Below are 13,351 nucleotides of genomic sequence, written 5' to 3'. Positions count from 1 at the left end.
CAAGCGTCACGTTCACAGGTCAGACGGCACCTACAAAAAACGCCCCGGTCTTGCGACAGGGGCGTTTTTTATCAGCAACGATGCGGGGAAATACCCGCGATCAACCGGCCCGGCGCAGTAACCAGACACCGGCCAGTGCGCACACACCCGCCGGTATCAACACTGCAAACAGCGGCGAGAACCCGAACACCAGGCTCGATGGGCCCAGCAGATCCTGGACGATGCGGAAGGTGAAACCCACCAGCACGCCAGTGAAAACACGTTGCCCGAGGGTGACCGAGCGCAGCGGACCGAAGATGAAGGAGATCGCCATCAATACCAGGGCGGCAGTCACCAGCGGTTGCAACACCTTGACCCAAAATGCCAGCCAGTAACGACCGTTGCTCAGCCCCTGATCCGCCAGATAGTGGATATAGCCCCACAGACCGCTGATCGACAGCGATTCGGGCGCCATGACCACCGTGCTCAGTAATTGCGGGCTCAGGGCAATTTCCCAGCGCTCGACAGGCGCGGTGACAATCTCGGTGTTGCGCTCGTGGAACACCGTGGTGGTCACGTCGCTCAGTTGCCAGTGATCCTTGTCGAACTCCGCACGCTTGGAGAAGCTCGCCGACAACATATGACGCTCTTTGTCGAAGCGGTAACGGGTCACGCCATACAGCAAGCCGTTTGGCTGCACCGAGTTGACGTGGATGAACTCGTCGCCCTGACGGTGCCACAAACCATGCTTGGCGCTTTGTGCATCGCCGCTGCCCTGGGCCAGCGAACGATTGGCCTGAGCCGTGCTTTCAGTGGCCGGCGCAACGTATTCGCCGATCAGCACGCCCACCAGCATCAGTACCAGCATCGGTTTCATCACCGCCCAGACGATCCGGCCGATGGAGACACCGGCGGCGCGCATGATCGTCAGTTCACTGTTACTGGCCAGGCTGCCCAGACCGATCAGGCAACCGATCAGCGCCGCCATCGGCAACATGTCGTACAAGCGACGTGGCGCCGTCAACAGGACGTAGCTCAGGACGTCCGTCAGCGTATAGGTGTCGGTGACGTCACTCATCTCATCGATGAAGGCGAACAATGTGGCCAGGCCAAGGATGATCCCCAGCACGGCCAGAATCGCGACGAACACGCTGCTACCGATGTAGCGATCCAGCTTAACCACGGGCCACCCCCAATGCATCGCGGCGACTCGCCATCTTCAAGCGGAACGTTTCCCAATAGAGCAGGCCTAGGCCGATGAGCAGGAAAATCCCGTGCACCCACCACAAGCCGAGTGCCGGCGGGATCTTGCCTTTTTCAAGGGCTCCACGGGCCGCAATCAGGATGGTCAGGTAAGCCATATAAAGAAGAATCGCCGGCAGCAGCTTGAGGAATCGACCCTGACGCGGATTGACTCGCGCCAACGGCACGGCCATCAAGGTCACGATGAACACCAGCAGTGGCAGGGAAATGCGCCATTGCAGCTCCGTGCGCGAACGTATGTCATCGCTGCCCAACAGACTGCTGGTGGCCATGGCATCGCGATCAGTCACCTCTTCGCTGACGTCAGGCTTGGGCAGCAGCACACCATATTCGTCGTACTTGATCGCACGGTAGTCGGCCTGCCCCGGATTACCGTCGTACCGATAGCCGTTGTCGAGAATCAGGTAACGGTTACCGTCGGGGCGGATTTCCTGGCGGCCCTTCTCGGCCACCAGCACGGAGATCCCGCGATCCTTGTTGTCGGACGAGACGTTCTTTTGCGAGATGAACACACCGCCGAGGTGGATGCGGTCATCCGTCAGCGTTTCGGTATAAGTCACCCGAGTTCCGTCGCGCAAAGCCTGGAAGCGACCCGGCTCGAGGGTATCGAATTCGGTCAGCGCGTCCTGCTTGTTCAGCAGCAACTGGAACTGATTGGCCCCTTGTGGCGCAAGGCTCAGGCTCAGCCATGCAACAAGCAATGCCACCAGGGTGGCCGGAAACAGGGTGATGGCAAACAGACGCTGCTGACTCATGCCCGTGGCGGACAGCACGGTCATTTCGCTTTCAAGGTACAGGCGACCGTAAGCCAGCAGTATCCCGAGAAACAGGCCCAACGGCAGGATCAGTTGCAGGAAGCCTGGCAGACGAAAGCCCATGATCAGAAACAGCGAGCCCGGATCCAGGAGACCGGCAGCCGCCTGAGCGAGGTACTTGATGAAGCGACCGCTCATGATGATGACCAGCAGCACGGCGCTGACGGCGCTCAAGGTCAACAGGACTTCGCGGGACAGATAACGGAAGACAATCAAACCAGACACTCCAGTGTTGTCAGGCTAAGGCGGCCGAACAAGCAAACGTATCAGGCCGCCCGCAAGACCGGGCTGCCGAAAAAAGTTGGCGCATTATCCTGTGATTGGGTGCGCCTGTCACTGCGCACGCTCAAGCAGGCGCCTAAAGCGTAGAAGATCGTACAACCGAGGGTTGTCAGGCTCGGGGCCCGAGGTTCAAACTGCGGCCTTTGTCGCAAGCTGTGACTTGCGTCTTCCTATATTCGCTATTTATTTGTAAACCGGACTCGACTGTATGTCTTCGAGCCCTTGCATATTGACCACTCATTCAGGGACCCGGACATGGAACTGGTTGTAAAAAGCGTTAACCCGGAAACGTTGAAGACCGCCACGCTGGTGGTTGCCGTCGGCGAAGGCCGCAAGCTCGGTGCCGTTGCCAAACAACTCGACGAACTCAGCGGTGGCGCGATCAGCGCTGTGCTCAAGCGCGGCGACCTCGCCGGCAAGGTTGGCCAGAGCCTGTTGCTGCACAGCCTGCCGAACCTGAAAGCCGAGCGCGTGTTGCTGGTTGGCGTGGGCAAAGACGAAGAACTGGGCGACCGTCCGTTCCGCAAAATCATCGCTGGCGTGCTCAACGCCCTTAAAAACCTGGGCGGCATCGACGCGGTGCTGGCGCTGGACGAAGTTGTGGTCAAGGGTCGTGACAGCTATGGCAAGACCCGCCTGCTGGCCGAAACCCTGGTTGACGGTGGCTACATTTTCGACGAGTTCAAGAGCCAGAAAGCCGAGCCCCGAGCCCTGAAGAAAGTCACCCTGGTGACCATCAAGGCCGCTCACGCCGAAGTCGAGCGCGCCGTGGCCCACGCCACAGCGATCGCCAACGGCATGGCGTTTACCCGCGACCTGGGTAATCTGCCGCCGAACATCTGCCACCCAACGTTCCTCGGCGAACAAGCGAAGAACCTCGGTAAAGAATTCAAAAGTCTGAAAGTCGAAGTCCTTGATGAGAAGAAAATCAAGGAACTGGGCATGGGCTCGTTCTACGCCGTCGGCCAAGGCAGCGACCAGCCGCCGCGCCTGATCGTCATGCACTACAACGGCGGCAAGAAATCCGAGAAGCCTTACGCACTGGTTGGCAAAGGCATCACCTTCGACACCGGCGGCATCAGCCTGAAGCCAGGCCTGGGCATGGACGAAATGAAGTACGACATGGGCGGCGCCGCCAGCGTGTTCGGCACCCTGCGTGCCGTGCTCGAACTGAAGCTGCCGATCAACCTGGTGTGCATCCTGGCCTGCGCCGAGAACATGCCGAGCGGTAATGCTTCGCGTCCGGGCGATATCGTCACCACGATGAGCGGCCAGACCGTGGAAATCCTCAACACCGACGCCGAAGGCCGCCTGGTGCTGTGCGACGCCCTGACCTACTCCGAGCGCTTCAAGCCACAAGCCGTGATCGATATCGCGACCCTGACTGGCGCTTGCGTCGTTGCACTGGGCGCGCACACCTCCGGCCTGCTGGGCAACAACGACGAGCTGATCGGCCAACTGCTGAGCGCCGGCAAGGCTGCCGACGACCGCGCCTGGCAACTGCCGCTGTTCGATGAGTATCAGGAACAGCTGGACAGCCCGTTCGCCGACATCGCCAACATCGGTGGTCCGAAAGCCGGCACCATCACGGCCGCCTGCTTCCTGTCGCGCTTCACCAAGAACCTGAACTGGGCGCACCTGGACATCGCCGGCACAGCCTGGACCAGCGGCGGCAAGGACAAGGGCGCCACTGGCCGTCCGGTTCCATTGCTGACCCAATACCTGCTGGACCGCGCCAAAGCCTGAAACCGATGACCTCGAACGGCGTCATTTTCGGGTGACGCCGTTCCGGGCTCAGGAACCGCAATGACCAAAGTCGACTTCTATATCCTGCCCAGCGCCGATCCTTCGGCGCGGCTGGATTTCGCCTGCAAGCTCACCGAAAAAGCCTGGCGCATGGGCCACCGCATTTACCTGCAGTGCAGCGATGCCGCCCAGCGTGATGATCTCGATGCACGTTTATGGGCCTTCAAGGGCGAAAGTTTCGTGCCCCACGGTCCTGCCGAAAATGAACCGGACGGTTTGATTGTGCTGGGGCTTGGCGACGACTGCGGTCAACACCAGGATCTGCTGGTCAACCTGGGCCTGAAAGTCCCGGCCTTTGCCAACAAGTTCGCCCGCGTGGCGGAAGTGGTGGTGGAAGATCCGGCGATTCGCGCGGCGGCACGGGACAGTTTCCGTTTCTACCGCGAACAGGGCTATCCTCTGCAAGATCACCGTTTACAGCGACTCTGAGCATTCCGATGGACACTCCAAAACCGCTGCAACAGCCCGCGCACCTGCTGGACGACCTTGAGTCGATCCGCCAACTGCTCGGCGATGACAACCTGCAACCACCGCTGCTGACCGACACGGTCCTGGACGGTGACCAGGAACAGATTCCGATGCTGTTCGACACGGTTAGCGCCAGCCAGCCGACCGTCGAACCCAAACCACCTGCTGCCATCAAGGGGCCGGATGACCTGCTGCACCTGGACAGCGAACTGCGCGCCGCTGCGCAATTGATCATGCAAGACGTGATCGACGACTTCGCACCGCACATCGAGACCGAAATCAAACGCCGCCTCAGCGCGCGGCTTGAGCGGTTGCTCAGCCAGTACAACGATTAACGAACACACAATCATCCAAGGAGCGAGCCTGCTCGCGATGATCGAAAGAACGCCAAGTGTATTCAGGAAACACGCGTTTTCGTTAACGACCATCGCGAGCAGGCTCGCGCCTACAGGGATGTGCGGTTTTGATACAGCGCCCTGTCCACACCTGCTCGCCCTCTGCCCCATGCCCCGCTATACTCGTCGGCTTTTCCTGAATTACTGCCAATAGGGTCCCGCCGCGCATGGACAAGACCTACCAGCCGCACGCCATTGAAACTTCCTGGTACAACACCTGGGAGTCCGAGAACTACTTCGCCCCGCAAGGTGCGGGCGAGTCCTACACCATCATGATCCCGCCGCCGAACGTCACCGGCAGCCTGCACATGGGTCACGGCTTCAACAACGCGATCATGGACGCCTTGATCCGTTTCCGCCGCATGCAGGGTCGCAACACCCTGTGGCAGCCGGGCACCGACCACGCGGGTATCGCCACGCAGATGCTGGTGGAACGCCAACTCGAAGCCAAAGGCCAGAGCCGTCACGACCTCGGCCGTGAGAAATTCCTCGAGAAAATCTGGGAATGGAAAGATGAATCCGGCGGCAACATCAGCCGTCAGATCCGTCGCCTCGGTTCGTCCGTAGACTGGAGCCGCGAGCGCTTCACCATGGACGACGGCCTCTCGGAATCGGTGAAAGAAGCCTTCGTGCGTCTGCACGAAGACGGCCTGATCTACCGCGGCAAGCGTCTGGTCAACTGGGACACCAAGTTGCACACGGCGATTTCCGACCTTGAAGTGGAAAACCACGACGAGAAAGGTTTCCTGTGGAACCTTAAATACCCGCTGGCAGACGGCGTCAAAACCGCTGACGGCAATGATTACCTGATCGTCGCGACCACTCGCCCGGAAACCATGCTCGGCGACTCCGCCGTCGCCGTGAACCCGAACGATGAACGCTACAAAGCCCTGATCGGAAAATTTGTCGAGCTGCCGCTGGTCGGCCGCCGCATCCCGATCATCGCCGACGATTACTGCGACCCTGAATTCGGCACCGGTTGCGTGAAAATCACCCCGGCCCACGATTTCAACGACTACGAAGTCGGCAAGCGCCACAACCTGCCGCTGCTGAACATCTTCGACAAGAACGCCGCCGTGCTGCCAGCGTGCCAGGTGTTCAACCTCGACGGAACGCTCAACGAAAGCATCGACGGCAAGATCCCGGCCGAATACGCCGGCCTCGACCGCTTCGAAGCGCGCAAGCAGATCGTGGCGGCGTTCGACGCGGCTGGCCTGCTGGTCAGCGTCAACGATCACGCGCTGAAAGTACCGAAGGGCGACCGTTCCGGCACCATCATCGAGCCGTGGCTGACCGACCAGTGGTACGTGTCGACCAAACCGCTGGCCGAGCCTGCGATTGCAGCCGTTGAAGACGGTCGCATCCAGTTCGTGCCGAAACAGTACGAAAACATGTACTTCTCATGGATGCGCGACATCCAGGATTGGTGCATCAGCCGTCAACTGTGGTGGGGCCATCGGATTCCGGCTTGGTATGACGAGTCGGGCAAGGTCTACGTCGGTCGTGACGAAGCCGAAGTGCGTGCCAAGCACAACCTCGGCCCGGACGTTGCGCTGCAACAGGACAACGACGTACTCGACACCTGGTTCAGTTCCGGCCTGTGGACATTCTCGACGCTCGGCTGGCCAGAGCAGACCGAATTCCTCAAGAAATTCCACTCCACCGACGTGCTGGTCACCGGTTTCGACATCATTTTCTTCTGGGTTGCCCGGATGATCATGCTCACCATGCACTTGGTGAAAAACGAAGACGGCACGCCGCAGGTTCCGTTCAAGACCGTTTATGTGCACGGTCTGGTACGCGATGGTCTGGGCCAGAAGATGTCCAAGTCCAAGGGCAATGTCCTTGACCCGCTGGACATTATCGACGGCATCGAACTGGAAGCGCTGGTAGAGAAACGCACCTCCGGCATGATGCAGCCGAAACTGGCGAAGAAGATCGAGAAGCAGACCCGCGACGAGTTCGCCGACGGCATCGCCAGCTATGGCACCGACGCCCTGCGCTTCACCTTCTGCTCGCTGGCCTCCACCGGTCGCGACATCAAGTTCGACATGGGCCGCGTCGAAGGCTATCGCAACTTCTGCAACAAGATCTGGAACGCCGCGCGTTATGTTCTGGACAAGGGCGAAGACTGCGGCCAGAACGGCGAAGCCTATGAGCTGTCGCTGGCGGATCGCTGGATCATCTCGCAATTGCAACGCACCGAAGCCGAAGTGACCCGCCAACTCGACCAGTTCCGCTTCGACCTCGCGGCACAGGCCTTGTACGAGTTCATCTGGAACCAGTATTGCGACTGGTACCTGGAACTGTCCAAGCCGGTGCTGTGGGACGAAAACGCGCCGGTCGAACGTCAGCGCGGCACCCGTCGCACCCTGGTTCGCGTTCTGGAAGTGGCGTTGCGCCTCGCGCACCCGTTCATGCCGTTCATCACCGAAGAAATCTGGCAGCGCATCGCGCCGCTGGCCGGCATCGAAGGCAAGACGATCATGCTGCAACCTTGGCCAGTGGCCAATGAAGAGCGTATCGATCCGGCGGCCGAGAACGATATCGAGTGGCTCAAAGAACTGATGCTCGGCACGCGTAACATTCGTGGCGAGATGAACATCGGCCCGGGCACGCCGCTGAACCTGTTTTTGAAAAACGTCAGCGCCGAAGATCAGCGTCGCCTCACCGAAAACGAAGCGCTGCTGAAAAAACTGGCGCGCCTCGAATCCATCACTGTGCTGACTGCCGGCGAAGAAGCACCGCTGTCTGCCACCGCGCTGGTGGGTGAGATGGAAGTGCTGGTGCCAATGGCCGGCCTGATCGACAAGGACGCCGAACTGGCGCGTCTGGACAAGGAAATCCTGCGTCTGCACGGCGAAGTCCAGCGTGTGGGCGGCAAGTTGTCCAATGCCGGTTTCGTCGACAAGGCCCCGGCCGAAGTCATCGACAAGGAACGCGCCAAACTGGCCGAAGCCGAACAGGCTTTGGGCAAGCTGGCCGAGCAGCACGCGCGGATTGCCAGTCTGTAACGGCGAATCGCAATGAAAAGGGAGGCCCAGGTGGCCTCCCTTTTTCATTTCAAATCTTCACAAATCCCTTGTAGGAGTGAGCCTGCTCGCGATTGCGGTGGTGCAGGCAGCAATGATGGCGACTGGCACACCCCAATCGCGAGCAGGCTCACTCCTACAATTGGTCGGTGTTGACGCCCGGATGTGGGACAATACCCGCCACTTTTAGCCATACCTGAATCGACAACGCCCATGACCGCCCCTCGCACACCCCGCCCCGCGCGCAAGAAGCCTGACTCCGCCACCCCGGCCAAAGCCGTGGAGCCGCGTGAAAAGGCCAGCCTGCACCCGCGCAATCGCCATCAGGGTCGTTACGACTTCCCGGCACTGATCAAAACCACGCCGGAACTGGCGAAGTTCGTGATCATCAACCCGTATGGCAAAGAAAGCATCGACTTCGCCAGCCCGGACGCGGTTCGGGTGTTCAACCGGGCGCTGCTTAAGTCGTTCTATGGCATTGCCCATTGGGACATCCCGGCGGATTACCTCTGCCCGCCAGTGCCGGGGCGTGCCGATTATGTTCACTTTCTCGCGGACCTGCTGGCCAGCGTCAACGATGGCGAAATCCCGCGCGGCGCACCGGTCAAGGTGCTGGATATCGGCATGGGCGCCAACTGCGTCTATCCGCTGATCGGCTACAGCGACTACCGCTGGCACTTCCTCGGCTCGGAAATCGATCCGACGGCCGTCGCCGCTGCCAAGGCCATCGTGCAGTCCAATGGGCTGAACAAGGCCATCCAGTTGCGCCTGCAGACTAATCCCAAGCACATCCTGCTGGGTTTGCTCGAGCCGGGCGAACGCTTCGACCTGACCATGTGCAACCCGCCGTTCCACGCCTCGATGGACGAAGCGACCAAGGGCAGCGAGCGCAAATGGCGCGCCCTCGGTCGTGCCGACCCGAAACGCAAACTGCCGGTGCTGAACTTTGGCGGTCAATCCGCCGAGTTGTGGTGTGAAGGTGGCGAAGCGAGGTTCGTGACGCAACTGATCGCCGAGAGCGCGCACTTCCAGCACAAAGTGCTGTGGTTCAGCACCCTGGTGTCGAAAGCCTCGAACCTGCCATCGATCCAGACCGCGCTGAAAAAAGCTGGCGTGCTGGAAAGCCAGGTGGTGGAAATGTCCCAGGGCCAGAAGCAGAGCCGCTTCGTTGCCTGGACCTTCCAGACCAAATCCGAACAGCAAGTGTGGCGCGAGCGATGGGCGCGTAAAAGCTGATCAACTGAACATCGCAGGCACAAAAAAACCGTGCCCGGATCGCTCCGGAGCACGGTTTTTTTACTGCGTCTTACTTGTTAACAGCGTCGGTCAGGCCTTTGGCCACAACCAGCTTGATCACTTTCTTGGCAGCGATTTCGATGGCAGCGCCAGTCGAAGGGTTGCGGCCGGTACGGGCTGGACGCTCAGTCACTTTCAATTTGCCGATACCTGGCAGAGTGATTTCGCCGCCGTTTTCCAGCTGATCGGCAACGATTTGGCCCAGTTGGTCCAGAGCGTTACGCGCGGTGGTTTTTGGCGCGTCGATAGCTTCAGCGATGTCGGCGATCAGTTGGTCTTTAGTAAGAGCCATGTAGTGTTCCTTCCCTATCAAATTCATATGGATTGCAGAGTGCAGTGTCAGCCATCGAGCCCGATCTTCTGGATCTGGCACCCTCGGCCAATAACCACGGGATCGGGGTTATAGATACCGAAATCAGGGTTTGGTTCGACCTGACAAATGCTGAATGCACGCTTAACGCGGTGACTTCGCGCAAGACCGGGCAAAACTAGCACAGAGGCGGGGAAATATCCGCCTCTAGCTACCCATTTGGTCAGCTTTATTGCTCTAAAACAGGAAAAAACTGCATAAGGGCCGTCGGTCGGCTACGAAATGACCTTCGCACCGTGCCTAAACCAGTGGTTGCGGTACACTTGGCGCTTTTCGGGAGCCCGCCTTGCTCTCTCCAACCAGACGCATCAAACAGCCGAGAAACCCATGCCGATCCGTCACTGCATCGTCCACCTGATCGACAAAAAACCCGACGGCACGCCCGCAGTCCTCCACGCTCGTGACTCTGAACTGGCCGAGTCGAGCGCCATCGAGAACATGCTGGCCGACCTCAACGAGAGCTACAACGCCAAACAAGGCAAGGCCTGGGGTTTCTTCCATGCCGAGTCCGGGGCGCACCCTTTCAGCGGCTGGCTGAAGGAATATTTCGACGGTGGCAAGGACTTCACCGCGTTCAGCCGCGTGGCGGTAGAACACCTGCAGAAGCTGATGGAAGAGTCGAACCTCTCAGTGGGCGGCCACGTGCTGTTTGCGCACTATCAACAGGGCATGACCGATTACCTGGCGATCGCCCTTCTGCACCACAGTGAAGGCGTCGCAGTGACTGATCAGCTGGACGTGACCCCGTCCCGCCACCTCGATCTCGGCCAATTGCACCTGGCGGCACGGATAAACGTCTCCGAGTGGCAGAACAACAAGCAGTCCAAGCAGTACATTTCGTTCATCAAAGGCAAGAACGGGAAAAAGGTTTCAGAGTATTTCCGGGACTTCATCGGCTGCCAGGAAGGCGTCGACGGTCCGGGCGAAACCCGCACGCTGCTCAAGGCCTTCAGCGACTTCGTTGAAAGTGAAGACCTGCCGGAAGAATCCGCCCGCGAGAAAACCAAGACCCTGGTGGATTACGCCAGCAGCCAGGCCAAGCTTGGCGAGCCGATGGGCCTGGAGCAGCTCTCGGAGCTGATCGACGAAGAACGCCCCAAAGCCTTTTACGATCACATCCGCAACAAGGATTACGGCTTGTCCCCGGAAATCCCGGCAGACAAACGCACCCTGAATCAATTTCGTCGCTTCACCGGTCGCGCTGAAGGGCTGTCGATCAGTTTCGAAGCGCACCTGCTGGGCTCGAAGATCGAATACGACGAAGCAGCCGGCACGCTGATCATCAAGGGCCTGCCAACGCAACTGACTGACCAGCTCAAGCGACGCAACTGATGCTCGGTAGCGTGCTGAAGAAATGCCTGCTGATCGTGCTGGTGGTCGTGATCTATCAGAACTGGGGCAAGATCGAGCGGGTGCTCAACCCTTCTCAAGTGGTATCGGAGCAGACCCAGGCCAAGGCCAACGTCGTGCTCTACGCCACCGAGTGGTGTGGCTACTGCAAACTGACCCGGCGTTTTCTCGACCAGAAAGGCATTCCGTACAAGGAATTCGATATCGAGAAAGACACCGAGGCGCGCAAGGCATATGAAGCCTTGGGTGGCGGCGGGATTCCGATCATCGATGTGAACGGCACGTTGATTCGCGGGTATGACCCGGATGCAATCCTTGCTGCCTTGAAGTAACCCCTAAACGCGACACAATCCCTGGCAGTAGCGGGCTTTCCAGCTTCTACCAGTCGGTGCAGGACCAGCCATTCGCGTTTACTGTTTTTCTATGCGGAATCCGAATCGCGGAAAGTGCACATGCACCACGCCGCCACGTTCGTCTTCACGACGCAGAATCAATTCCTCACGCCCGGCAAACAGCAACTCGCCCGCGACCGGATCAACCCCATAATCGGTCGCGGCAATGACCACCTGCTGACCTGCCTCAAAACCATTCGGCTCATCAAACTGCTCATCGGGCAATGCCGCCGGCGTTGAAGTGCGCGCCACTTCCAGCGCTTCCTCGGCCGTCATCTCGCTGACCGCGCCATGACCAAAACCCAACACCCGTGCATGCCACGCAGCAACCGCCGGGTAAGCATCGACCAATGGTGCAGTCACTGGCGTCGCCTTGAGGAACCACAAACAATGAGCCAGGGCGAAGTCGGCAATCGACGGCTCGCCAAGCAGGAAGTCGCCCTGCTCACGCTGAAGTTGTTGCTCCAGACGCCCCATGATCGTCGGCCATTGATGCCGCGCTTGCTCGGCTGACAACCTCGTCGCACTGCCGCCACTGAACAGCCCGGCGCGATCGGCCAGGAAGGCCTTGATCGCTTCCGGTGGCAGATGGCCGAAACGCACCGCGACCGACTCAGGTTGAAACACCAGGCTCACGGCATGCTGAAACACCACAGAATCAGCCCACGCGGCGAACGTCGCAGCGATCATTTCCTGACCTTCCGGGAAGAACGCCGGCAAGGCTTTTTCCTGTTCCAGACGGCGGGCGATCAACGACGTGTCGCAATAGATATCCGCGCCAACCTGCAACACCGGAGTCTTGCGATAGCCACCGGTCAACGCGGTCAGATCAGGTTTTGGCATCACCGGCGAGATTTTTACCGAACGCCAGGACAAGCCTTTGAAGCCCAACAACAGGCGGGCCTTTTCGGCGAAGGGGGACGTCGGGTAATGGTGCAGTATCAACTCGGTCATGCTGGGCTCCGCCGCTGGTAATCAGGAATCCGCAGCTTAGCGCGCAATTCATGGGCAGCCTACGGGTCTGCCTGATGGGAACTGATCAGTCAGATTGATAAGGCCGCAACCGCGCTCGCGACCAAACATTCCTTGGCACTTTTCCTGAGTTTTTTGATCAGTCGTTCCTGGCGCAGCGCTTCGCTTTTATCGCGGCAGACTTCGGTATAGACCAGCGCCATGGCCGGACTGGAGAGAAAGAAGCGTGCGCCTTTACCGCTTTGGTGCTTGGCAAAGCGGCGCACGGGATCGTCGCTGATCCCGCAGTAGAGCGAACCGTTGGCCGCGCGAACGAGGTAGACGAACCAGGGTTTGCTCACCGGAGAATCGGTGCCGAGAGGATTTTCGCTGGGGCTGCTCACGTGACGATCAAGGCTTGTAGGAAACAAGCCGCGATCTTATCAGCGACTGGCCTGGAATGCCTTCAAGCCCTTCAACGCCTGCGTGCGAACGGCATTTCTCACTACGGGCGTCCAGCCCAGCAGCAGGCCTTTGAAGCCCAGCGCCTGACGCGACCAGGCCCACAAATCAAAACTGTCGTGATGCTCGCAGATCTTGCCGTCGCGGAAAACGAAACGCGCCTGGATGTCGTTGACCACGGTGTTGCCAGTCTGACTAAACAGGTACGTCGCCACCCAGTGCGCGCCACCGCTGCGCTCATCGCTGCGCACGTTATCGAAGGTCAGGGAAAAATCCTTGGCCCGAGTGGTGAGCATGCGCCACATGTCACCGGCATCACGACCACGCAGCTCGCCGAATGCCGGATCGCTGAACACCACGTCGTCGGTGTAGCAAGCGCTCATGGCGTCGGCATCCAGGCGCTGAAAAGCCTCGTAGAAGCGCGCTATCAGGGCGTTGTGGGCATCACTCATGGGCAGGCTCCGCGAATATAATCATTAGGCCAGCACGA

13 protein-coding genes are annotated in these 13,351 nt (G+C 59.6%); 7 read left to right on the top strand and 6 right to left on the bottom strand.

Features of this window, described 5'->3' with window-relative positions:
- Positions 1-100: 100 nt before the first annotated feature.
- Together lptG and lptF are read right to left on the bottom strand one after the other, a co-directional pair.
- A complete protein-coding gene (lptG, locus tag ACYZT4_RS26190; RefSeq protein ID WP_461983901.1) occupies positions 101-1,162 on the bottom strand; it encodes an LPS export ABC transporter permease LptG in 1,062 nt (353 codons plus the stop codon).
- Positions 1,155-2,273, bottom strand: a complete 1,119-nt coding sequence (gene lptF / locus ACYZT4_RS26185) for an LPS export ABC transporter permease LptF (RefSeq protein WP_461983900.1) — start codon at positions 2,271-2,273, stop codon at positions 1,155-1,157. The genes lptG and lptF overlap by 8 nt, the downstream gene beginning before the upstream one ends.
- A gap of 321 nt (positions 2,274-2,594) precedes the next feature.
- On the opposite strand from lptF, the gene ACYZT4_RS26180 reads away from it, so the two are divergent.
- The 5 genes from ACYZT4_RS26180 to rlmF all read left to right on the top strand — a co-directional run bounded on the left by ACYZT4_RS26180 (position 2,595) and on the right by rlmF (position 9,276).
- Positions 2,595-4,085 carry a leucyl aminopeptidase gene (locus ACYZT4_RS26180; RefSeq protein ID WP_461983899.1) on the top strand — a complete coding sequence of 497 codons (1,491 nt, stop codon included), beginning with the start codon at positions 2,595-2,597 and terminating at the stop codon, positions 4,083-4,085.
- Between the two features lie 60 nt (positions 4,086-4,145).
- A complete protein-coding gene (locus ACYZT4_RS26175) occupies positions 4,146-4,574 on the top strand; it encodes a DNA polymerase III subunit chi (protein ID WP_461983897.1) in 429 nt (142 codons plus the stop codon).
- Between the two features lie 8 nt (positions 4,575-4,582).
- Positions 4,583-4,948, top strand: coding sequence for a DNA polymerase III subunit chi (locus ACYZT4_RS26170; protein WP_461983895.1), 366 nt, complete (start codon positions 4,583-4,585; stop codon positions 4,946-4,948).
- A gap of 227 nt (positions 4,949-5,175) precedes the next feature.
- Positions 5,176-8,022 (top strand): valine--tRNA ligase, encoded by a 2,847-nt coding sequence (locus ACYZT4_RS26165; RefSeq protein WP_461983894.1) that lies wholly within the window; start codon positions 5,176-5,178, stop codon positions 8,020-8,022.
- A gap of 231 nt (positions 8,023-8,253) precedes the next feature.
- Positions 8,254-9,276 (top strand): 23S rRNA (adenine(1618)-N(6))-methyltransferase RlmF, encoded by a 1,023-nt coding sequence (gene rlmF, locus ACYZT4_RS26160; RefSeq protein WP_461983893.1) that lies wholly within the window; start codon positions 8,254-8,256, stop codon positions 9,274-9,276.
- 70 nt (positions 9,277-9,346) lie between these two features.
- Here rlmF and ACYZT4_RS26155 read toward each other — a convergent pair whose 3' ends face one another.
- The gene (locus ACYZT4_RS26155; protein ID WP_007905514.1) at positions 9,347-9,628 is read right to left on the bottom strand and encodes an HU family DNA-binding protein; all 282 of its coding nucleotides are present in this window, start codon (positions 9,626-9,628) and stop codon (positions 9,347-9,349) included.
- A 405-nt stretch (positions 9,629-10,033) separates the two neighbouring features.
- Here ACYZT4_RS26155 and yejK point away from each other — a divergent pair, with 405 nt between their 5' ends.
- Together yejK and ACYZT4_RS26145 are read left to right on the top strand one after the other, a co-directional pair.
- Positions 10,034-11,038 carry a nucleoid-associated protein YejK gene (gene yejK, locus ACYZT4_RS26150; protein WP_461983892.1) on the top strand — a complete coding sequence of 335 codons (1,005 nt, stop codon included), beginning with the start codon at positions 10,034-10,036 and terminating at the stop codon, positions 11,036-11,038.
- Positions 11,038-11,388, top strand: a complete 351-nt coding sequence (locus ACYZT4_RS26145) for a glutaredoxin family protein (RefSeq protein WP_461983890.1) — start codon at positions 11,038-11,040, stop codon at positions 11,386-11,388. The genes yejK and ACYZT4_RS26145 overlap by 1 nt, the downstream gene beginning before the upstream one ends.
- Before the next feature lie 78 nt (positions 11,389-11,466).
- Here the strand turns inward: ACYZT4_RS26145 and ACYZT4_RS26140 are convergent, their stop codons facing one another.
- From ACYZT4_RS26140 to ACYZT4_RS26130, 3 genes are all read right to left on the bottom strand, one after another.
- Complete coding sequence (locus ACYZT4_RS26140) at positions 11,467-12,402, bottom strand: glutathione S-transferase family protein (protein ID WP_461983888.1); 936 nt, start codon at positions 12,400-12,402, stop codon at positions 11,467-11,469.
- Between the two features lie 89 nt (positions 12,403-12,491).
- On the bottom strand, positions 12,492-12,803 hold the full coding sequence (locus tag ACYZT4_RS26135; RefSeq protein ID WP_461983886.1) for a GIY-YIG nuclease family protein: 312 nt from the start codon (positions 12,801-12,803) through the stop codon (positions 12,492-12,494).
- Positions 12,804-12,842: 39 nt separating this feature from the next.
- Complete coding sequence (locus ACYZT4_RS26130) at positions 12,843-13,313, bottom strand: nuclear transport factor 2 family protein (protein WP_461983884.1); 471 nt, start codon at positions 13,311-13,313, stop codon at positions 12,843-12,845.
- Positions 13,314-13,351 lie beyond the last annotated feature (38 nt).

It is taken from the genome of Pseudomonas sp. GB2N2, assembly GCF_054897705.1.
This window is presented reverse-complemented; position numbering and strand designations above follow the sequence as displayed.